This window comes from Streptomyces sp. NPDC003247, from assembly GCF_042888135.1.
Lineage (GTDB): Bacteria > Actinomycetota > Actinomycetes > Streptomycetales > Streptomycetaceae > Streptomyces.
Genome location: NZ_JBIAPF010000028.1, coordinates 1 through 19,751 on the forward strand (window position 1 = coordinate 1; position 19,751 = coordinate 19,751).

At 73.1% G+C, this 19,751-nt stretch carries 19 protein-coding genes; 5 read left to right on the forward strand and 14 right to left on the reverse strand.

Annotated features, from left to right (window positions below; genetic code table 11):
- The 4 genes from ACFYWQ_RS43095 to ACFYWQ_RS43110 form a co-directional block, all read right to left on the reverse strand.
- Window positions 1-215, reverse strand: a 215-nt coding sequence (locus tag ACFYWQ_RS43095) for a hypothetical protein (RefSeq protein ID WP_389526203.1), incomplete at its 3' end; no start/stop codon positions are given.
- An 825-nt stretch (window positions 216-1,040) separates the two neighbouring features.
- Window positions 1,041-1,532 (reverse strand): hypothetical protein, encoded by a 492-nt coding sequence (locus ACFYWQ_RS43100; RefSeq protein WP_389526274.1) that lies wholly within the window; start codon window positions 1,530-1,532, stop codon window positions 1,041-1,043.
- Window positions 1,533-1,787: 255 nt separating this feature from the next.
- Window positions 1,788-2,288 carry a ricin-type beta-trefoil lectin domain protein gene (locus ACFYWQ_RS43105; protein WP_389526206.1) on the reverse strand — a complete coding sequence of 167 codons (501 nt, stop codon included), beginning with the start codon at window positions 2,286-2,288 and terminating at the stop codon, window positions 1,788-1,790.
- 272 nt (window positions 2,289-2,560) lie between these two features.
- Entirely contained in the window at window positions 2,561-2,686 is a 126-nt protein-coding gene (locus ACFYWQ_RS43110) for a hypothetical protein (RefSeq protein ID WP_389526209.1), read from the reverse strand.
- 228 nt (window positions 2,687-2,914) lie between these two features.
- Between ACFYWQ_RS43110 and ACFYWQ_RS43115 the strand changes: the two genes are divergently transcribed.
- Window positions 2,915-3,142: a sensor histidine kinase gene (locus ACFYWQ_RS43115; protein WP_389526212.1), complete on the forward strand. Its 228-nt coding sequence runs from the start codon at window positions 2,915-2,917 to the stop codon at window positions 3,140-3,142.
- Window positions 3,143-3,289: 147 nt separating this feature from the next.
- Here the strand turns inward: ACFYWQ_RS43115 and ACFYWQ_RS43120 are convergent, their stop codons facing one another.
- From ACFYWQ_RS43120 to ACFYWQ_RS43130, 3 genes are all read right to left on the reverse strand, one after another.
- A complete protein-coding gene (locus ACFYWQ_RS43120; protein ID WP_389526214.1) occupies window positions 3,290-3,751 on the reverse strand; it encodes a nuclear transport factor 2 family protein in 462 nt (153 codons plus the stop codon).
- Between the two features lie 69 nt (window positions 3,752-3,820).
- Window positions 3,821-5,575 (reverse strand): glycoside hydrolase family 3 protein, encoded by a 1,755-nt coding sequence (locus ACFYWQ_RS43125; protein ID WP_389526217.1) that lies wholly within the window; start codon window positions 5,573-5,575, stop codon window positions 3,821-3,823.
- A gap of 41 nt (window positions 5,576-5,616) precedes the next feature.
- Entirely contained in the window at window positions 5,617-6,912 is a 1,296-nt protein-coding gene (locus ACFYWQ_RS43130) for an MFS transporter (RefSeq protein ID WP_389526219.1), read from the reverse strand.
- Between the two features lie 130 nt (window positions 6,913-7,042).
- Here ACFYWQ_RS43130 and ACFYWQ_RS43135 point away from each other — a divergent pair, with 130 nt between their 5' ends.
- Together ACFYWQ_RS43135 and ACFYWQ_RS43140 are read left to right on the forward strand one after the other, a co-directional pair.
- Window positions 7,043-7,723 carry a TetR/AcrR family transcriptional regulator gene (locus ACFYWQ_RS43135; RefSeq protein WP_389526221.1) on the forward strand — a complete coding sequence of 227 codons (681 nt, stop codon included), beginning with the start codon at window positions 7,043-7,045 and terminating at the stop codon, window positions 7,721-7,723.
- 736 nt (window positions 7,724-8,459) lie between these two features.
- The gene (locus tag ACFYWQ_RS43140) at window positions 8,460-9,059 is read left to right on the forward strand and encodes a GPP34 family phosphoprotein (protein WP_389526223.1); all 600 of its coding nucleotides are present in this window, start codon (window positions 8,460-8,462) and stop codon (window positions 9,057-9,059) included.
- Window positions 9,060-9,225: 166 nt separating this feature from the next.
- On the opposite strand, the gene ACFYWQ_RS43145 is transcribed toward ACFYWQ_RS43140, so the two are convergent.
- The 7 genes from ACFYWQ_RS43145 to ACFYWQ_RS43175 form a co-directional block, all read right to left on the reverse strand.
- Window positions 9,226-9,672: a cupin domain-containing protein gene (locus ACFYWQ_RS43145; protein WP_389526226.1), complete on the reverse strand. Its 447-nt coding sequence runs from the start codon at window positions 9,670-9,672 to the stop codon at window positions 9,226-9,228.
- 30 nt (window positions 9,673-9,702) lie between these two features.
- Window positions 9,703-10,434, reverse strand: coding sequence for an SDR family oxidoreductase (locus tag ACFYWQ_RS43150; RefSeq protein ID WP_389526229.1), 732 nt, complete (start codon window positions 10,432-10,434; stop codon window positions 9,703-9,705).
- A gap of 526 nt (window positions 10,435-10,960) precedes the next feature.
- A complete protein-coding gene (locus ACFYWQ_RS43155; protein ID WP_389526231.1) occupies window positions 10,961-11,950 on the reverse strand; it encodes a sugar kinase in 990 nt (329 codons plus the stop codon).
- Window positions 11,947-12,615, reverse strand: coding sequence for a bifunctional 4-hydroxy-2-oxoglutarate aldolase/2-dehydro-3-deoxy-phosphogluconate aldolase (locus tag ACFYWQ_RS43160; RefSeq protein WP_389526234.1), 669 nt, complete (start codon window positions 12,613-12,615; stop codon window positions 11,947-11,949). Before ACFYWQ_RS43160 ends, ACFYWQ_RS43155 begins: the two co-directional genes overlap by 4 nt.
- 98 nt (window positions 12,616-12,713) lie before the next feature.
- Window positions 12,714-13,859 carry a galactonate dehydratase gene (dgoD, locus tag ACFYWQ_RS43165; RefSeq protein ID WP_389526236.1) on the reverse strand — a complete coding sequence of 382 codons (1,146 nt, stop codon included), beginning with the start codon at window positions 13,857-13,859 and terminating at the stop codon, window positions 12,714-12,716.
- A 72-nt stretch (window positions 13,860-13,931) separates the two neighbouring features.
- Window positions 13,932-14,717 (reverse strand): SDR family NAD(P)-dependent oxidoreductase, encoded by a 786-nt coding sequence (locus ACFYWQ_RS43170; protein WP_389526239.1) that lies wholly within the window; start codon window positions 14,715-14,717, stop codon window positions 13,932-13,934.
- 201 nt (window positions 14,718-14,918) lie between these two features.
- Complete coding sequence (locus ACFYWQ_RS43175) at window positions 14,919-15,659, reverse strand: FadR/GntR family transcriptional regulator (RefSeq protein ID WP_389526242.1); 741 nt, start codon at window positions 15,657-15,659, stop codon at window positions 14,919-14,921.
- A gap of 179 nt (window positions 15,660-15,838) precedes the next feature.
- On the opposite strand from ACFYWQ_RS43175, the gene ACFYWQ_RS43180 reads away from it, so the two are divergent.
- Together ACFYWQ_RS43180 and ACFYWQ_RS43185 are read left to right on the forward strand one after the other, a co-directional pair.
- Window positions 15,839-18,232: a beta-galactosidase gene (locus ACFYWQ_RS43180; protein ID WP_389526243.1), complete on the forward strand. Its 2,394-nt coding sequence runs from the start codon at window positions 15,839-15,841 to the stop codon at window positions 18,230-18,232.
- A gap of 52 nt (window positions 18,233-18,284) precedes the next feature.
- The gene (locus tag ACFYWQ_RS43185) at window positions 18,285-19,559 is read left to right on the forward strand and encodes a cellulase-like family protein (RefSeq protein WP_389526246.1); all 1,275 of its coding nucleotides are present in this window, start codon (window positions 18,285-18,287) and stop codon (window positions 19,557-19,559) included.
- The last annotated feature ends 192 nt before the right edge of the window (window positions 19,560-19,751 follow it).

Sequence of the window (19,751 nt, forward strand, 5' to 3'; positions counted from 1 at the left end):
CGGGACGGGTCGGCGGGCAGCTTGATCACCAGGATCAGCCACCGGAAAGCCTGCTCCTCATTCGTCACGATCAAGAATGTAGCAGGCGTTACATCCCGTCCGGGGCCTGCACCGTTGAGCCGGCGTCGCAGCGGCGCGCAGCCTTCATCCACCGGCGCTTGTGCCGAGGAGGCGCGCAGGTGACGTTCCATCGTGCCGCGCAGCCCGGGAATCAAGATGACGGGACTGCTCCGCACAGTCGGACTGCCCAGCGGACAGGGGCCGAAGACCCGCAGACGCCGGAGTCCGTCACCGCTCAACTGCGCATTGGCAGGGAGTGAGGTGAACCGGCCCGGACAGGCCTCCACACTCCCGCACCGCGAGGAAGGGAGCCGACCGGGCAGGGGCCCGGTCCAGCACGCGAGGCGAGCCGACTTCGTCGATCACGGCCCGCTCGGGCCCGAATACGCCGCCCAGTGAGGGGCGTTCACACGGCGCCTCGCTCGCAGGCGTTGAGGTCGGCGGCCTCCCGGATGCACACCACCCACGACCGGACCGGTGAGCCGCCCGGCCCGCCAAGACACGGTGAGTCCGGCATCGAGAAGGTCGCCGTGGGCGGCCAGCAGCCGCATCTCCCCCGCCCCCGGCCAGCCCGCCCCGGCGGCATCCGGGGTAACCACGGTCAGCGTCTCCGCGCGGCCGGCTACAAGCACGGAGCGCTCCCCCAGAGTGGTGAGCGCCCTCACACGCCCCGGCGTCACGCGAGCGGGCGCCCAGTGTCCCGCCGGGTTCCCCCCCGCCATCCCTTTTCCTCCTACACGTCGCGCTGATGGCGGATGGCGCCTGCCAGATCAGCGTCTGGCGCGGCGGCCGCAGCCCGGTGGGCCGGGCCAGCGGACGCGCTGTGGCGGACGCGTGTTCACTGAAGAGGCCGCCGTGCGCCGGGCGGGTGCCGGACCGGCCTGGGCACACGCCGGTCCGGTTGCGCTGCGGCGGGTGCGGGCCGGTCTGTCCGCACGGCTCGTCGGGCGGCGGGCGGCGGGCAGTGGGCTGGTGCATCGTCAGAACCTCTCCCAGGGGCAGCTCGGGCCGCTGCGGGCGGGGCTCACGCCTCGCCCTCCGGTCAGGCGAACTCGGTGTACCGGCGGCCGGAGTCGTCGGTGCGCTCGGTCTCCTCGAAGCCGATACCGGCGGCGGGGAGCAGGCCCCTGACCTGGGCGGCGGCGCTGGCCCTCTCGCTGCCGGTGCCGCTCAGAACGGCGGCGTCGCCGGGAGTCCAGGCGGGGCGCGGGTCGGTGCAGGCCGCGGGGCACGACGGCTGGCGCGGGCGAGCCGGTCGGCCGGCTCCACGGCGGTGATGCCACGCCGGGCGGCCTCCATCTCCAGCAGGCCGCGCGCCGTCGCGGCTGGGCCGGGCCAGGCGGCGAGGGCGTAGTCGGCCGGCGGCGGGCGTAGTCGGCCAGGGTGGCGGCGGGGCCGTACACGGCGGCCATCGCGGTGAGCAGCCGGGTGCAGGACGGGTCCGCGGCGACGGCGTCCGCCTCCTCCAGCAGCTCGACCTTGGGCTAAGCCTGCGACGTTCCTGGTGTGTGGCGGGGGGGCGAGGAATATGGGAACGATCGTGGGAGCCTGGTTCGTCACCTGCGGTGACATTCTCCGGGCCATACGTGCAGCGGCTCTGTCATCTGCGGCAAGGGAAGAAGCAGCGACCACCGTCGTGCAACCGCCGGCCGACTGGGCAGCGGACTCTCAGCCGTTGCCGACCGTGCCCGGCCGTGGTCTGTCGGCTCGGGCACGGCGGCAGGGCGTCAGGCGAGCGCGAGGCTGATCTGGTCGTTGAAGATCACCCAGTGCTGCCCCGGGTCGGACGCGTCGCACGGCTTGGTGGAGACGTCCGGAGTCCCCCAGGTGTTGGTCAGGCAGTACGCGGGGGCGAAGTTGAGGGAGATCTGCTGCCCCGAGATGTTCCAGTACTGCCCCTGGTCGCTGGGGCTGCACGGCCTGGTGGAGACCTCCGGGCTTCCCCAGGTGTTGGCCAGGCAGTAGTCGCGGGCGTTGGCCAGGGCGATCTGATGGCCCGAGACCGCCCAATGCTGCCCCCGGTCGGAGGCGTCGCACGGCTTCGTGGAGACCTTGGGACTGCCCCAGTCGTTCGCGAGGCAGTAGCGGCCGGCTGCGCGCGTGGACGAGTGGGCTGTGTCTGCGGCTCGCGCGCCACCCGTCGACACGTCGGCTTGGGCCGAGCCGATCCCGGTAAGCAGGGTTGCGGCCAGCGTCGCGGCGGCGGCCCAAGCGGCAGTGTTCTTCATGCGGCTTCTCCTCATACGCGGCGGGCCGCGGAGCGCCGTCTGCGCGCCGTACGTCGCCCCGACGCGGCAGCGGTCCGGGGCTTCCCGCTCGCCGACGACGTTGGCAAAGGCGGAGTGCCCTTAACCAGGCTTGATCGGAAACGCCACTCGTACCGGGCATTCATCACATGAGTAGCGAATGGGGAGCGCCAAGGTGCGACTGAGCGGCATGCCGATCCGGCGACCACGCCGAGGCGGCTTGCTGAACAAGAGATCGCGGATGGTTGCGGATGTCAGCGCTTGATGCGGCTGCACACGGCGAGGACGGCCAGAGCGACCAGGACGGGCTCGGCGAAACGGCTGACCATCTCGGTGCGGGTGCCCCAGGCGGTGGGTTCCTGACCGCAGGAGCTGAACACGACGGAGCCGAAACAACTTCTCGCCGAACGGTTCACCGGCGGCGAGACGGGCGAGGACGAGTACCGGCGTCGACTGGCCGTCCTGCGGGCGCCGTCACCCACACCCCGCCCGGAACGACCGTACGGGTCCGCGTCGGCACCACACGCGCCACCGCCGACCGCGGCGGACGGGACCGTCCCGGCCGCAGCGCTTCGGGACCGCCCCTGGCCGAAGGCAGCCGGATCCGTGTGGTCGAGGTGATCGACGACGGCCCCGGCATCGGAGCCGAGGCGGCCGGCCGGGTCTTCGAACGCTTCTACCGGGCCGACCCCTCCCGTTCCCGCGAGCGCGGCGGCTCCGGCCTCGGCCTGGCCATCGCGAGCACGATCACCGAGGGCCACGGCGGCCGCCTCGAACTGGAGACCCGGCCGGCGCAGGGCTGCGTGTTCCGCTGCGTCCTGCCCGGCGGTCACTGAAGAGCGCGGAACCGACTCCGGCGCGCCCCGGCCGGCTGAGTTCCGGCACACCGGTCGCGCACATGCCCGGCCCTCCTGATGCGGGGGGCCGGGCTTCGAGAGCCCTGTCGAGGTTCCGGTCGACGAAGGCGGGGGCGCCGGAGACGATCAGTGCGCGATCGGTTCTCCGGAGACGTGCACGATTTCCAGGGCGACGTGGGCGAACCTCCATCCCTGCGGTGTGCGGCGCAGTCTGCAGTGGTACCAGCCGGCGCCGTCGGCGTGCCGGGACGGGTCGGAGGCGTCCAGCACATGGGCGGCCACGAGGTACGACCTGGTGGTCGCCTCGTCCCCGTCGATCTCGATGGCGTGGTTGGTGCTCAGGTGGTGGGTGCCCGCGTAGCGGCCGAGGCTGCCGGCCACGAAATCGGCCAGGCCCGCGCGTCCGGTGTGGGCGACGGTCGGGGAGATGGCCAGTACGCCGTCTTCGGCGTAGTTGGCGGCGTACCCGTCCCAGTCCTTGTCGTCCAGGGCTCGGGCGAAGTCGATCAGCAGGTCGCTGATCGCGGCGCGGTCGACCAGCCATCGAAGCTGTTCGGCCGGGGTCGTCGGAGGGGTCTTCGGGGGCATGTTCTCTTCTTTCTGTGTGGTGCGCGGCAGGTCCGCGCGGATCGGCCCGAGGGGACGGACCGGACCGGGTCAGGGCCGTGGGTAGCGCAGTCCGTGTCCGAACGGGAACAGGGGGTCGGCGCTCTCCTGTGGCACGTCCGGCCGGCCCGCCCGCACCTCCTCCATGGAGCGGGGCAGCTGGAAGGGAAGCTGTCCCTCCGGCCGGGCGCGGCCGAAGACCACGTCGAGGAGCGCCGTGTCGTCGGCGCCGAAGGCGGCGAGCAGTGCGGCGCTGCGGTCGGCGATCTCCGGGACGACGGCCGGGCGTTCGAGGTGGATGGCGACGACGGTGGGTACGGCGTCGAGCAGGGCGAGGATCTCCTTGAGGCGGTGCTCGGGGAAGTCCAGGCGGCCGGCGTGGAAGAAGGCTTCGAAGCGGCCGGGCCGGGGGTCGTACGGCGTGCCGAGGCGCAGGACGGCCAGGTCGGCGTCGGCCGGGTCGGCCACGACCTGGCCGTACGGGGCGGCGGCCGCCGGTTGCACGCCTTCGAGGTAGAGGCGGGGACGGCCGGTCAGGGGGAGCGGGCCCGTCTCGAGCAGGGTCAGTGAACGGCGCTGGGCGGCGGCGCCGGCGGCGCGGAAGTCGGAGCGGCCGACGGTCTCCTCGGCGGCGTCGGGGTCGACGTAGCGGCGGTCGTCGAAGAGGCCGAGGCGGAACTTCTCGGCGAGCAGCCGCCTCACCGAGGCGTCGATCCGGGACTCCGCCAGCAGGCCGGAACGGACGAGTTCGACCACGAGGTCGGGGCAGTGTTCACCGCCGAACTGGTCGACACCGGCGTGCAGGGCCTTCCGTACGCGCTCTGCCGGGCTGAGGTGTTCGACGCCCCAGGCCCGGGCGGGGTGCGGTTCTCCCATGATCGGGTGGTCGTTGACGATCGCCCAGTCGGCGCAGACGATGCCGTCGAAGCCGAGCCGTTCCCGCAGCAGGCCGGTGACGACGTCGCGGTTGAAGCCGAAGCCGACCTCCTCGTACGGGGTGCCGACGGGCTTGCCGTAGTAGGGCATCACCTGCGTGGCGCCGGCGGCGACGGCCGCCTCGAAGGGCCGCAGGTGGTGGTCGAAGCGGCCGCCCGGGTAGACCTGTTCCTGGCCGTAGGGAAAGTGCGGGTCCTCGCCGTCCTTCTGCGGTCCTCCGCCGGGGAAGTGCTTGACCATGGCGGCCACGCTGTCGGGGCCCAGGGTGCCGCCCGGCCCGCGCAGGCCCTCGATGTACGCGGTGGCCAGGCGCGCGGTGAGGTCGGCGTCCTCACCGAATGTTCCGGAGATCCGCGACCAGCGCGGCTCGGTCGCGAGATCGAGCTGCGGGTGCAGTGCGACGCGCAGGCCGACGGCGAGGTACTCACGGCGCACGGTGTCGGCGTGGCTGCGTACGAGGTCGGTGTCCTGGACGGCCGCCAGGCCCAGGGTCTCCGGCCACTGGGAGAAGGGTCCGCAGAGCATCGCGGTGCCCGGGTTGTCGGTGAAGGAGTGGCGCGGGTCGGTGGAAAGGGTCACGGGGATGCCGAGACGGGTGTTCTCGGCGAGTTCCTGGAGGCGGTTGTGCCACTGGGCCATCTGGCGGGGGCCGGCCGAGCCGAGGACGTTGAAGTGGTTCATGGCGAGGTCGCCGATCATCGTCCGGGCCGGGGCCGCCGGGGCCTCGGCCGGGTCGTCGACCAGGGAGCCGTCGGTGCCGAGGGTGACGATGGTGTGGAAGAGCAGACCGGCCTTCTCCTCCAGCGTCATCCGGTCGAGCAGGTCCTCGACCCGCTCGCGGACGGGCAGACGCCTGTCGCGGTAGTGCACGTGCGTTCTCCTTGCGTGGGGTGCCGCGGAGGGCGGGGTGTTCAGCGGACCGCGCGGACGAAGTGGATGGCGAAGGCGCCGACGCAGGCGCAGGCGCAGGCGGAGCCGAACAGGTAGAGCGCCGTGTAGTTGGTGCCGGCCGTGCTGCCGATGCCGAGGAGGAGCGGGGCGATGGCGGGGACGAGGGACTGCGGCAGGGCGTTGCCGATGTTGAGCACGCCGAGGTCCTTGGCCGCCTCGGCGCGGTTGGGCAGTACGCCGATGGCGAGGGCCGTGTCCACGGCCATGTAGGAGCCGAGTCCGAGGCTGAACACGGCGACGGCGGTGTAGAAGGAAGCGGTGGTGTGGGCGGAGGCGGTCAGCACCAGGCCCACGACGGAGATCAGCGCCGCGGCGAAGACGAAGATCTTGCGGCGCCCGGTGCGGTCGGACAGCCAGCCGCCGCCGACTGAGCCGAGGAGGGTGCCGGCCATGGTCACCACGGCGGCGACGGCGACGGTCGCCGAGGCCGCGGACACGCTCTGGCCCAGCCGGTCCACGGCGAAGTAGAACTGGTAGCCCGTCATCGTCGAGATGCCGCAGAACATCAGGAAGCGTCCGCAGAAGTTCCACGCGAAGTCGGGGTGCCGGCGGGGCGAGACCCAGAAGGACCGCACGAAGGCGCCCGGGCTGAAGGGTGGCAGGGCGGCACGGTCGGCAGGGGCGTCGTCCCGCATGATCCAGACCAGTACGGCGACCCCGGCGAGGCCGAGCAGCCCCGGCACCAGGAACAGCAGCAGCGTGTCGCCGAGCAGCGGCTGGGCGAGGACGGTGCCGAGCACCATGGCCACGTACAGCGTGAGGCCCACGGCGCCGGAGACGCGGCCCTGCAGGTGGCCGGGGACGCGGTCGGCAATGGTGGCCAGCAGGGCGGCGTAGACGGCGTTCGCGCCGAGCTGGGTGACGGCCCAGCCTACGGCCAGCGTGCTCAGGCTCCCGGCCGTTCCGCAGACGAGCGTGCCGAGGGCGGTCACCAGCGCGCCGGCCAGCAGCCACGGGCGGCGCCGGCCGAAGCGTGAGGCGGTGCGGTCCGACAGCGCGCCGAACAGCGGATTGGCGATCATCGCGAGCACCGCGCCGACGGCCAGGACACGGCTCAGGGAGGCGGTCCTGTGGCCCGGGTCCAGTTGCCCCACGCGGACGGACAGCGAGACGAGGATCGGGGTGAAGACCGCCACGAACGACAGGCACTGGGCGACGATCAGCCCCACGACGAACCTGCCGAGGGGCACTGTGGGCCGGGCCGCGCCGGTCGCGGGGGCCGGGGCCGCTCTGTGGACCGTGTCCTGTTCGTTCATGGTGCCTCCAACGGCTCTGCTCTGTGCGGTGGGGATGCGGGTGCGTGAACCGTAAGTTAAAAACTGAACACCTCCAATAGTTATATGGGGTGGCGCAGGTCACACGTGTCGGGTCGTTAGGCTGGTGCCGATGGAGAACGGATCTGACACGCCCGAGGCGCCCCGCCCGACCGAGCGGCCGAAACGGCGGCGCCGGTCGACGGGGACCTATGCGGCGGCCGACAGCCGCCGGGCGGCGATCATCGAGGCGGCCACGCTCCATTTCGCGCGGGCGGGCTACCTCAGCTCTTCCCTCGCCAAGATCGCCGCTGACGCGGGCACGTCGGCGACCGTGATCGTGCATCACTTCGGCAGCAAGGAGAAGCTGCTGATGGCCGTGCTCGTGGCCCGTGAGGAGCGCAACTACCTCAGGGTCCACGGGGCCGTCCCCCATGACGACGTCCGTGAGCAGTTCCGCGCCGTGCTGGCCCTCGCCGCGCACAACCTCACCGAGCCGGGGCTCATCGAGCTCTTCGCGAAACTGTCGGTGGAGGCGACCGATCCCGCCCACCCGGCGCATGCGTTCTTCGTCGCCCGCAACGAGGGCGCGGCCGACGCCCTGGCCGCGAGCCTGCGGGCGGCCCGCGCCGCGGGCCAGTTGAAACCCGACATCGACCCTGACCAGATCGCCCGCGAGATACTCGCGGTCTCCGACGGCCTACAGGTGCAATGGGCCATCTCCCGCGGCCGCCTGGACTTCCTCGCCGACTACCGTGCCTATCTCGACCGGCTCACCCGGGCCCTGACGGCTGACGGCCGCGGACTCGACTGACCGCGCGGCAGCCGGTCACCCACTCCGCGTCGGCCACGTCCGCGGCGACGGTCGGGACGGGCCTGGTGAGCTCGGCCTGCGGTGAAGCTGCCCGGCAGCACTGTGCCGGGCGACCGGTCATGGCCCACCACGGTCTCGGCCCGGATCAGCAACGAGCGCACCTTCACCGAGCTGCGCTCGGCAACGGCCTGCCGCTGCTGCTGCACCAGGTCCCCACGCAGCTCGCGCTGCCGCCCGAGGAAGACGTGCGCAGCGGCCAACTCCCCCTGTGCCTGCGGCGGGGCGGCGTCGAACTCCTGGCACAGGGCGGTGACCGCGGGCACCGAGCCCGCACGCAGCGCATCGCGCAGGCGCCGCACCCGCTCGTCCTGCTCCCCCACCACGCCGGAGTCGGCCGCCAGGGCGTGGGCCCCAACGTGCTTCCGCCGGAAGGCGTCCCCTTCGATCGCGGCTTCACCCCGCCTGGCCCGGACCGCGGGAACACCGCCGCCTCGTGCACGCTCACGGCCAGCAGCACCACCTGTACCGCGCCCTGGTTGTATCCGCTGCTGCACGCCTCCTCCAGCCGACTGTCCTCCCTCTCACTTCACCCACGCGGTCCGGGCGTCCATCCCGCACCGAAGTCGGCGGCCGGGGCGATACTGATCGTGACAGTCGCCCCGCCGCCGGGCTGCCTCGGGCGCGTGCGCGGTCGGTGGGAACGTACCGTTGTCGAAGTCTCCGAGAGGAGCCGTTCATGACCACGGCGAAGGACCTGTTCATCATTGCCATGGACCTGAAGCGTCCCGTGGGACAGGGTGACCTGTCCCTCGCGCTCGCGGGAGCCGAGCTGATCGATCTCATCGGTGCGGGGGCGGTCGCCGTGGACGGCGACCACATCGTGCCAGGCGGACCGCCGCCGCCGGATGATCGGTTCCTGGGCGAGGCTGCGGCAGGTCTCACCCGGCAGGCGCCCTACGAGCGGATCGAGGACTGGCTGTGGCGCCGGGGCCGAGACCTCTCGGCCGCGTACCAGGCCGCTCTGGAGGAAGACGGTGAGCTGAAGCCGCAGCGAAGCGGCCGGTTGTCCTTCGGCTCGGAACGCGTGGAACCGGTCGATACGCCCGCGCGCCGCCATGCGGCCGACCGCTGGAAAGAGAAGGAGCCCGTCCTGACCGCCCTCGCCGCGGTCGTGGGCATCGACGACGAGCGATCCGACGATCAGACCGGCCTCGACGACGGGGCGGTGACGACTGTGGTGGCCGCCGTCCACGACGCGGTGATGGAGCTGGAGGCCGTCCGCCAGAGGCGCACCATCGAGAACGCGGCCTTCGCCAACCTCTGGCGCGGACCGTGAAGCGATCCCGCGTCCAGCAGCGTGATCGAGTCTGATCGGATGCTGCCGCGCCGGGCCCGGCAGGCCTGGCGGTCCGAGGACCTGGCCGTGCCGGGGAGGCTGGCTGGAGCGGTCGGCGAGGCCGGCCTCGCCCTCGGCCCGCCCTCGGCGCACCATCAGGGGCGGATCAGGCGCCTGGACGGGGAGCTCGCAGGTGTTGACGCTCTGCCAGCTCTTCGTCGTCGACCAGGGTGAGCATGGGCTGACCCGGCGCACACATCATGGTGACGAGGAAGCGGCTCCAGGAGTCCGTCCGGTTGTTCCCGTCCTGGTAGTGGATGACATCGCCGCCCGGCTCCCAGAACGTCTCCCCGGCCTTGATCACACGCTCGGGCTCGCCTTCCAGCTCGAAGAGCATCTCCCCCTCCAGCATGCAGCCGAAAGCGGGTCCCGAGTGCCGGTGCGGAGGGGTGCCGGGGTCGCCGGGAGGAAACTCGATGAGGACCGTCATCGCTTCTGCCCCCTCCGGAACGGACGGCGGTCTCACCGACTGCAGCACAGTGAGCGCCGTCTTCCATGCTTCCGAGCGCGGTTGGCTCTCAGCACCGTCTGCTGCCGGCTCGTCGTTCGACATCGTGAGGCCTCCAGTGGTGGGCCGATTGGTTCAGGAGAGCCAGTCGCTGTAGTGAGTGGGGGCGATACGTGCGTCGCCCTTGGCGATCAGAGCGTCGCCCTGAACGGCGGCGAACATGCCGGCGGTGTCGTCGGTGACGACCGTGCGGCCGTCGGGATGGGCATTGAGGGTGATCCGGCCGAGTTCGTCGAGGGGGAAGACGTCGGGCCCGGCGATGTCGAGGGTGCCGTTCAAAGGGGCACCGACAGCGACTTCGGCGACCGTGTCGGAGACGTCCTGGGCGGCGATCGGCTGGAGCGGGACGGTGGGCAGGCGGACGGTGTCACCCTCGGTGGTCCAGGACAGGATGGCGTCCATGAACTCCATGAACTGGGTGGCGCGGACGATCGAGTAGGGGACCGGCCCGGCCTTGAGGACGTCTTCCTGCAGGACCTTGGCCCGGTAGTAGTCGAGGCCGGGTACCTGGTCCGCGCCGACGATCGAGAGGATGACGACGTGGCCCACCCCGCCCTTCTGGGCGGCGGCCAGCAGGTTGTCCATCGAGGTCTGGAAGAAGGCCGGTGAGGCGTCGTCGAAGGTCGGGGAATTCGTCAGGTTGACGAGGACGTCGGCGTCGGCCACCGCCTCCGCCAGGCCCTGCCCTGTGATCACGTCGACGCCTGTGGACTGCGAGTGCGGCACGGCCTCGTGTCCGGCTTCCTTCAGCTTTTTCACGACCCGCGACCCGATCAGGCCGGTACCACCGATGACTGCGAATTTCATGGGCCACCTTTCGTCGCACACCGATAGGTCATGCGTACAGATTGCGATGAGGCGGAGCGCGGCGCACGCGGACCGTGTGCTCCTGACTTGTCGCGCTCGGTGAGGCGATCCGGGGTCCCGTCGTACGCCATGCTCCCGGCCCGGAATCGGCCGTGCGGGTCGGCGCAGCCGTCGTTCCTGCGCATCGGGGTCGGGGCGTCCCGCTCGGAGTCGGCGCGTCCCGCTCGGGGGCGGCCGGCCACTCGGGGTCCGTGCCGGGGGTGAGCAGGCAGACGCCGGTGCCGGCCGCCGCGATCCAGGCGCCGGGCCGGCCGGCGACCGGGGCGACGGCGCCCAGGGGGACGGACGTCCAGCCCGGCCAGGGTCCGCAACGGGGCGGTGCCGTCCTCGTCGGGTGTCAGGAGACGGCCGGTGAGGATGTCGACGCAGACGAGCCTGCCGCCGGCCCGGCGGAGGCCCTCGCCCCGTTCCGGGCGGCTTGGTGAGCCCAGGGGCGTCAGACCGGTCCTGGTGAGGGGGCGGGCGGTCAGCGGATCGTGGTCCCCGGGGCGGCGGCGAGCAGGTGGAGTTCGTCCCGGCGGGGCAGGCCCTCCCAGTCGCCGTCCGAGGCGACGGCGAAGGCTCCGAGGGTGTTGGCGCGGTCGAGGCGTTCGTCCGCGGGCAGCCCGTCGAGCAGCCCGGAGAGGTAGCCGGCGCAGAACGCGTCACCCGCCCCCACCGTGTCCCGTACGGGCACCCGCAGAGCCGGAACCGCGTGCCGGGAGCCGTTCCGGTCGTGAAAGGCGGCGCCCTCTCCCCCGCGCTTGACGACCACTTCCCGTACCCCGGCCGCCAGCAGCGCCTCCACGGCGGCCTCCTCGTCCCGTGGCCGGTCGGTGGAGGCTCCGGTGACGACGGGGAGTTCGTCGTCGGAGGCGATCAGGACGGTGACGTGTTCCAGCAGCGGCAGCAGCGCCGTACTCGCGTCCTCGGCCGTCCAGAGCCGCCGGCGGTGGTTGACGTCGAGGGCGACGGTCCAGCCGTGGGCGTGCGCGTGGGCGGCGGCCGCGCGGACCGCCTCGAGCGGGCCGGGGCCGAGGGCGCAGGTGATGCCGGTCAGGTGCAGGACACGGGCGCCGGTGTCCAGGGCGGGTGCGAGGTCGGAGGGGGTGAGCAGGGAGGCGGCCGAGTGGCTGCGCCAGTAGTGGACGCGCACCAGGTCGGCGACGCGCCGCTCGCGGAGCATGCCGCCGGTGGGTGCCTCGGGGCGGACGCCGGCGTGGGTGGTGTCGACGCCTTCGCCGCGGAGCGTGCGCAGGATCAGACGGCCGGGTTCGTCGTCGCCGACCAGGCCGGCCCAGGCGGCGCGGTGCCCCAGCCGGGCCAGACCGATGGCCACGGTGGACTCGGCGCCCGCGATGGTGGTGCGCGCCTCGGCGCCGACGGCGAGCGGTCCGGGCAGCTGCGCGGCGAGCATGGTCTCGCCGAACGTGAGCACGTCGACGGGGACGCGCGCGGTGTCCGGGATGCTGCTCATGCCCGGCCCCGCGGGGCGTCGGTGGCGCAGAGCGCGACGAAGCGGCGGGCGCGTTCCCGCAGGGCGTCCAGGTCGCCGCCGTGCGCGGCGTCGCCCACGAGGGGTGAGCCGACGCCGACCGCGACGGCGCCGTGCGCGAGGTACTGCTCGGCGCTCGTGACGTCCACCCCGCCGACCGGGACGAAGGGCAGGTCGGGGAAGGGGTCGCGGAGGGCCTTGAGGTAGGCGGGACCGCCGATCGAGGCGGGGAACAGTTTGACGGCGTCGGCGCCGGCGCGCCGGGCGGCGACGGCCTCGGTCGGGGTGAGGGCGCCGGCCAGGACCGGCAGTCCGACGCGGACCGAGGCGGCCAGGGACTCGGTGAGCGCGGGGGTCACGATCCAGCTCGCGCCGGCCTCCCGGGCGCGGGCGACGTCGTCCTCGGTCAGGACGGTGCCCGCGCCGACGAGGGCCGAGGGGTCGGCCTCGGCGACGGCGCGGCGGATGACGCCGAGGGCGTCGGCGGTGTTGAGGGAGACCTCGACGAGGGACACGCCCTCGTCCAGCAGGGTCAGGACCGTGCGCAGCGCGGCGTCGGCGTCCGGGCCGCGCACGATGGCGGCCAGCCGGGTGCGCCGCAGTACGGCGGAGAAGCTGTCGGTGTCGCGGGTCTGCGGGGCGTTCATGTTCACGTCCGGGGAGGTCGGGGGCGGGCGGGGGTCACCACTCGGCGAAGGAGCCGTCGGTGTGCCGCCACTGCGGGTTGTACCGGTCCGCGACGGTGTCACCACTCGGCGAAGGAGCCGTCGGTGTGCCGCCACTGCGGGTTGTGCCAGTCCGCGGCAGTGTCGTCGGCGGCGCGGACCGCCTTCTCGTCCACGTCGATGCCGAGGCCGGGGGCGGCGGTCCGCAGCAGGTGGCCGTCTTGGAAGCGCAGGGGCGTGGTGTCGAGCAGGTAGTCCAGTGGTCCGGCGCCCGCGTTGTAGTGGATGCCTATGCTCTGCTCCTGGATGAGGAAGTTCGGCGTGGCGAAGGCGATCTGGAGGCTGGCGGCGAGTGAGACGGGCCCCAGCGGGCAGTGCGGCGCGAGGAGCACGTCGAAGGTCTCGGCGAGCGCGGCGATCCGCCGGACCTCGGAGATGCCGCCGGCGTGGGACAGGTCGGGCTGGAGGACCGCGACCCCGGCGGTGAGGGCGGGGAGCACGTCGGTGCGCGAGTAGAGGCGTTCCCCGAGGGCCAGCGGCACGGGGGACGACGCGGTGAGGTCGCGCAGCCGGTGGGTGTACTCGGGGAGCAGGGGCTCCTCGACGAAGAGCGGGTTGAAGGGGGCCAGGTGCGGGAGGACCTTGGCGGCGTTGGCGACCGTGAACCGGCCGTGGAAGTCGACGGCGAAGTCCCGGTCGTCGCCGAGGGCCTCGCGGGCGGCGGCGGCGCGGGAGACGACCTCGTCGATGTCGCGGACGGTCGCCAGCCGGTTCATCCGCCCGCTCGCGTTCATCTTCACGGCGGTGAAACCGGCCTCCACCTGTTCCCGGACCGCTTCGGCGATCCGGCCGGGCTCGTCACCGCCGACCCAGGTGTAGGCCCGTACCCGGTCGCGTACGGGGCCGCCGAGGAGCTGGTGCACGGGGGCGCCGTAGGTCTTGCCCGCGATGTCCCACAGGGCCTGGTCGAGTCCCGCGACCGCGCTGGAGAGGATCGGGCCGCCGCGGTAGAACGACCCCTTGGTCATGGTCTGCCAGTGGTCCTCGATGCGCAACGGGTCCCGCCCGAGGAGGAGTTCCGCCAGTTCGTGCACGGCGGTGCGGACGGTGGCGGCACGGCCCTCGACCACCGGCTCGCCCCAGCCGACGACGCCGTCGTCCGTCTCGACCCGGCACAGCAGCCAGCGCGGCGGCACGGCGAAGGTCTCGACGCGAGTGATCTTCATGCTTCTCCTTGGAACGGCCGGACACAGCCGGGCACAGAGCTCTCCACGGGCGGGTGCCGGATGGTCAGGACGTCAGGACGAGGTCTTGTAGGCGCTCCAGCCGCCGTCGACGACCAGGGAGGCGCCGGTCACGAACGAGGCGTCGTCGCTCAGCAGGAAGGCGGTGGCCCCGGCGACCTCCTCGGGTCGGCCGAGCCGGCCGGCCACGGTCTGCTCCGCGCTGGCGCGCCGGTCCTCCTCCCCGATGCCGTCCCAGGCGCGGGTGAGCACGGGCCCGGGGAGCAGGGAGTTGACCCGTACGTCGGGTCCGTACTCGACGGCCAGCTGACGGGCGAGCCCGGTGAGTCCGGCCTTCGCGGAGGCGTAGGCGGGGCGGCCCGGCAGTCCGACGAGGGCGTGCACCGAGGAGATCAGGACGACGCTGCCGCGGGTGGCGCGCAGATCGTCCAGGCAGGCCTTGAAACCGAGGAAGGCGCCGGTGAGGGTGACGCCGAGCTGCTGGTTCCACTGGTCGAGGGTCGTGTCGTGGGCGGGGGTGACCCGTACGGCGTAGGCGTTGGAGACGAGGGCCGAGACCGGGCCGTACGCGCCGCGCACGGCCGCCAGCGCCGACGCCCAGGACTCCTCGTCGCTCACGTCGGTCCGGTGGAAGAGGGCCTCGCCGCCGGTGTCCCGGACGGCGCGGGCGGTGCGCTCGCCTTCCACGGTGTCGATGTCGGCGACGAGGACGCGGGCCCCCTCGTCCGCGAGCCGCCGGGCGATCGCGGCACCGATGCCGCCGGCCGCTCCCGTGACCACGACGACGCGTCCGTCGAAACGGGACGCCGCCCGGGAGGGCTGCGGATACGTGGACGACATGGGGCGGCTCCGGAGGCTGCGCGGGCGGACGGGTGGGCGGGATGGGCCGACGGAATGTGACCGACACCGGGATTATTAAATATGAATTATTGAGGGACATGCCAAGGTGCCGCGCTTGAGGCGCAGGTCAGGTCACAGCCGTCCTACGGCGCGGCACCCGCCGGATCAGCGATCTCCGCCGGATCAGCGGTCTTCGCCGGATCAGCGGTCTTCGCCGGAGGGCCGCGGGGCCGCCGGGACGACCGAGCGCCCGGTGAGCCGGTCCAGGTCCTCGACCGCCTTCGCCAGCAGGTCGAGCATGGCGAGTTCGGCCCGGACCGGGTCGCGGTCGCGTACGGCGTCGAGGACGGCACGGTGACTGGGCACGGGGTCGTCGACGGTGGCGTGGGCGTGGACGAGGCGGTCGCGTTCCCGCAGGCCGGGTTCGAGCAGCAGGTCCATGCGGGCCAGCATCTCGTTGCCGGTGGCCGCCAGGAGTGCGCGGTGGAAGGCGGCGTCGGCCTCGGCGGCGTCGGAGGAGTCCACCCGAGCACGGCCCATGGAGTCGAGCGCGGCCTCCAGCGCGCCGAGGTCGGCGGCCGTCCGGTGCAGGGCGGCGCGGCGCGCGGCGGCCGGCTCGATGATGGAGCGGACGTCGGCGAGATCCCGCATCAGCTCTTCGCCGGCGCCTCCTTCGACACGCCAGCGGATGACGTCGGCGTCGAGGAGGTTCCAGTGCTTGCGTTCCCTGACGAACGTGCCCCGTTTCTGCCGCGCGTCCACGAGCCCCTTGCCCGCCAGCACCTTCAGCGACTCGCGCATGACGGTCAGGCTGACGTCGAGTTCCTCGCCCAGGGCCCGTACGTCCAGGATCGCCCCCTCGGGCATGGCGCCGCCCACGATGCGCGACCCGAGCGACTGGACCACCTGTCCGTGCACACCTCGGGCACTGTAGGCCGCCATGCCGTCATCTCCTTGATCTCGGGCACGCCCGGGGGGCGCGCGGGGAAGGCGCCGCAAGCGTGCGAGCGCGGACCCATGCTAGCGCCAGGCATTAATTATGAATACATCTTGACAGCCCTGTGACCGGCGCTGACGATGAACCCCACTCCAGCGAGCCACTGACACGGGAGCCGCCCGTCATGCTTATGTCGCACGCCCACACACCGTCCCCGCCGCTCACGGGGCACCTCCCCATGGGAAGCGCGGCCGGAACCCCGCGGGCCGTGTCGGTGGACAGTCGATGTGTGTACCGGGACGGCAAGCCGTGGATACCGGTCACCGGGGAGTTCCACTTCAGCCGCTACCCGGCCGCCGAGTGGCGCGAGGAACTGCTGAAGATGCGTGCGGGCGGTGTCGACACCGTGGCCACGTACCTGTTCTGGAACCAGCACGAGGAGCACCGCGGCGTCCTGCGGTTCGACGGCGGGCTCGACGTCCGCCGCTTCGTCGGACTCTGCGGCGAGCTGGGACTGGCGGTGGTCGCACGGATCGGTCCCTGGGCGCACGGTGAGTGCCGCAACGGCGGCTTCCCCGACTGGCTGGCGGAGACCGGCTGCGTACCGCGTACCGACGATCCCGCCTATCTGGCCCTGGTCCGCCCCTACTACGCCCGGATCGCGCGGGAGTTGCGGGGCCTGTCCCACGACGAGGGCGGTCCGGTCGTCGCCGTGCAGATCGAGAACGAGCTGTACGACCAGCCCGCCCACCTGGCGACGCTGCGGCGGACGGCCGAGGAGGCGGGCCTGCGGGCACCGCTGTGGACCGCGACCGCCTGGGGCGCGGCCGCCCTCCCCGCCGACGTGCTGCTGCCGCTGTACGGCGGCTACCCGGAGGCGTTCTGGGAGGACGCGCACGACGGCTGGGCCCGGCACATGCGCCGCCACTACTTCTTCACCACGATCCGCGACGACCACGCCATCGGCGCCGATCTCCGGTCCCACGCCCCCGCCGGGACCGGTCCGGACGACCGCCGCCATCCGTACGCCACCTGCGAGCTGGGCGGCGGGATGGCCATCGCCTACCACCGCAGGCCCCTCGTACCGGCCGCCGACATCACCTCGCTGGCCCTGGCCAAGCTGGGCAGCGGCTCGGTGTGGCAGGGCTACTACCTCTACCACGGCTGTTCCCAGCGCCTGGACCACGAGACGCCCAACCAGGAGTCGCACGACACCGGTTACCCCAACGACCTCCCGGCGGTCACCTACGACTTCCAGGCCCCCCTCGGCGAGTACGGGCAGGTCCGCCCGTCCTTCCACGCCTTGCGCGCCCACCACCTCTTCCTGCGGGACTGCGGTGCGGATCTGGCGCGGATGGAACCGGCGCCGCCCGGGACCGGACCCGACGGCCTCGACGACCGCACCACCCTGCGCTGGACCGTCCGCTCGGACGGCGAGCGCGGCTTCCTGTTCGTCAACAACCACCAGCCGCACGAACCCCTCCCCCGCCACGACGGCGTCCGCTTCCGCGTGCGGCTCGCGGACGGGCGCGCGCTCACCCTGCCCGACCAGCCGGTGAGCATCCCCTCGGGGGCCCACTTCGTCTGGCCGATCGGTCACGACCTCGGGCACGGGATCGTCCTGGACTGGGCCACCGCCCAGCCCGTGACCCGGCTCCGGGTGGACGGCGTCCCCACGGCGGTGCTGGCCGCCACCGCCGGCGTTCCGGTGACCCTCGCCCTGCCCGCGGGCCTGCGCGTGGAGGGTCCGGCCCACGTGCGGGCGGACGCGGACGGCACCCTGGTGTCCGTGCCGGAACCGGGCACGGACGCCCTGCTCACCGTTCACGGACCCGACGGTCACGTGCGCGTGCTCGTCCTCGACGAACAGCAGGCCCTCGCCGTCGACCGGGTCCGCGTCCTGGGAGAGGACCGGCTGGTCCTGAGCGACGGTCTCGTCCTGGCCGACGGCGACGGACTCCGCCTGCACACCACCGAGTCCACCACCTCCCTGGCCCTCCTGCCCGCGCCGGACTCGCTCACCGGCACCGGTCTGGGGACTCCGGCCGCCGACGGCGCCTTCACCAGGTGGCCGCTCACCCTCCCGGACGGCACGGCGGCGCCGGCACTCACCTGTGTGCGCGCCGAAGCCACGGTCCCGCCCGCGAGGACGGGCGGCCCGCACCACCGGGCGTCGGCCCCGCGCGACGAGGACTTCGACTCGGCGGCCGTGTACCGCGTGGCGGTTCCCCGGGCGGCGCTGGCCGGCGAGGGCGAGGTCCTGCTGCGGGTGGCGTACACCGGTGACGTGGCCCGCGCCTACGTCGGCGGCCGGCTGATCGCCGATCACTTCTGGTACGGCCCGGACTGGGAGATCGGCCTGCGCCGTTTCGCCGGCGCGGCCGTCGAGCACGGCATCGAGATACGCGTCCTGCCGCTGGCCGGGGACAGCAAGGTGTACGTCGACGCCTCCGTGCGCGACGGTCTCGCGGCGGCCCGGGACCGGGCCTGCGTGGACCACGTCGGCCTGGTCCCCGTGCACCGGGCCACCGTGCGCGCCGCGGACGGAGCCGGCGCGGCCCCCGCGGTCAAGAGCTGAGCGACTCCCCTCCCCTCACCCTCCGACGGAAACCACGGAAGGCTCCCCGACCATGCCCACGGCCCTGCCCGCCCACCTTCCCGCCGCCCTCACCATCTCCCTGTGGGACTTCTCCTGGTACACCCGCACCGGGCCCGGGGAGCCCTTCGCCGACCTCGACCGGGCCTTCGCCGAGGCCGTGGAGCGCGGCTACAACACCGTCCGGATCTGCGCCATGCCGCTGCTGCTGTTCGGCACCGGCCTCGACACCACCCGGCTGCGCCTCGGCCCGCTGGGGGGCACCTACGGTCAGCGGGTCCGCTGGTACGACGTGCGCGGCACGACGGAGATCGACGCCCGCGCGCACCTGCTCGCCCTGTTCGAGGCGGCCCGGCGGCACGACTGCTTCGTCATCCTCTCCAGCTGGGAGTACCAGCAGTCGCCGTCCTTCGCCGGTGACCGCTCCTGGTTCGACGCGATCACGGCCATCGCGCCCGAGCGCCGGGCGGAAGCCCTCGCCGACGCCCTCGCCGACCTGATCGGCTTCCTCGCCGACCACGGCGGACTGGACGACCGGATCGCCTTCACCGAGCTGCACAACGAGGTCCAGGCCGGCCGCCTCACCGAGGGCCTGGCCGCGGGTGAGGACCCCGTCGTGGCACTCCGCCCCCGGCTGGAGCGCGGGCTGGCCCGGTTCCGCGAGCGCCACCCCGGCCGGCCGGTGACCGTCGACTACGCGGAGGTCCCCGTGGGCTCCCTGCGCGGCGTCCCCCGCGCCGTCGATGTCGCGGTCTTCCACCCGTACGTCTACGGCGTGCTCGACGAACTCCTCGACGTCTACGCCCTGCGTGACCCCTCCCGGCCGTTCCCCCAGGAACGGGCCGAGCGGGAGCTGCTGCGCCCCGGCGCTCCCCGGCTGGAGGACTGGCTCCCCCCGGAGGAGGACCGGTGGCGGCTGGAGGCCACGATCGTCGGCCGGCGCGAGGTCTACCTCCACGACTGGTGCGACCCCGACCGCTTCGACGCGTGGCTCTACGACCGGTACGCCGTGCACCGGCCGGCCATGGAGGCCATCCTCGCCCTGTGGACGGCGGCGGCCGCCGACTGGGCCGCCGAGACCGGTGTTCCCCTCGTCTTCGGCGAGGGCTGGGTCGGCTACACACCGCTGGAGAGCGGCTTCGAGGGAGGCCCGGTCGGTGCGGCCTTCTGCCGCCGGGCTCTGGCCGAGTCCGCCCGGGTCGGAGCACGCGGTGCCGTCGTCTGCTCCAACGCCGCCCCGCAGCATCCGATGTGGCAGGACATCGCTCTGCAGCGGGAGTGCAACGCCCTGCTGAGCGGGGGGCGGTAGCACGGAGGGGACGACCGGGTGCCACGAGCAGGTCGGGGCCGGACATGCACCCCCATGGCTTCCGGCCCGTACAGCGGAACCGGGTGTGGTGGGGGGGGGGGGGGGGGGGGGGGCGCCCCCCCCCCCCCCCCCCCCCCCCCCCCCGGGGGGGGGGGGGCGCCCCCCCCCCCCCCCACCCGCGCGCCCGCCCGC

What these genes read in the sequence shown, in the direction of transcription:
- ACFYWQ_RS43120 (WP_389526214.1), bottom strand. Translation starts at nt 3,751, where the DNA reads ATGCCCCCGAAGACCCCTCCGACGACCCCGGCCGAACAGCTTCGATGG.
- ACFYWQ_RS43145 (WP_389526226.1), bottom strand. Translation starts at nt 9,672, where the DNA reads ATGTCGAACGACGAGCCGGCAGCAGACGGTGCTGAGAGCCAACCGCGC.
- ACFYWQ_RS43140 (WP_389526223.1), top strand. Translation starts at nt 8,460, where the DNA reads ATGACCACGGCGAAGGACCTGTTCATCATTGCCATGGACCTGAAGCGT.
- ACFYWQ_RS43130 (WP_389526219.1), bottom strand. Translation starts at nt 6,912, where the DNA reads ATGAACGAACAGGACACGGTCCACAGAGCGGCCCCGGCCCCCGCGACC.
- ACFYWQ_RS43180 (WP_389526243.1), top strand. Translation starts at nt 15,839, where the DNA reads ATGCTTATGTCGCACGCCCACACACCGTCCCCGCCGCTCACGGGGCAC.
- ACFYWQ_RS43150 (WP_389526229.1), bottom strand. Translation starts at nt 10,434, where the DNA reads ATGAAATTCGCAGTCATCGGTGGTACCGGCCTGATCGGGTCGCGGGTC.
- ACFYWQ_RS43105 (WP_389526206.1), bottom strand. Translation starts at nt 2,288, where the DNA reads ATGAAGAACACTGCCGCTTGGGCCGCCGCCGCGACGCTGGCCGCAACC.
- dgoD (WP_389526236.1), bottom strand. Translation starts at nt 13,859, where the DNA reads ATGAAGATCACTCGCGTCGAGACCTTCGCCGTGCCGCCGCGCTGGCTG.
- ACFYWQ_RS43135 (WP_389526221.1), top strand. Translation starts at nt 7,043, where the DNA reads ATGGAGAACGGATCTGACACGCCCGAGGCGCCCCGCCCGACCGAGCGG.
- ACFYWQ_RS43155 (WP_389526231.1), bottom strand. Translation starts at nt 11,950, where the DNA reads ATGAGCAGCATCCCGGACACCGCGCGCGTCCCCGTCGACGTGCTCACG.
- ACFYWQ_RS43170 (WP_389526239.1), bottom strand. Translation starts at nt 14,717, where the DNA reads ATGTCGTCCACGTATCCGCAGCCCTCCCGGGCGGCGTCCCGTTTCGAC.
- ACFYWQ_RS43175 (WP_389526242.1), bottom strand. Translation starts at nt 15,659, where the DNA reads ATGGCGGCCTACAGTGCCCGAGGTGTGCACGGACAGGTGGTCCAGTCG.
- ACFYWQ_RS43160 (WP_389526234.1), bottom strand. Translation starts at nt 12,615, where the DNA reads ATGAACGCCCCGCAGACCCGCGACACCGACAGCTTCTCCGCCGTACTG.
- ACFYWQ_RS43185 (WP_389526246.1), top strand. Translation starts at nt 18,285, where the DNA reads ATGCCCACGGCCCTGCCCGCCCACCTTCCCGCCGCCCTCACCATCTCC.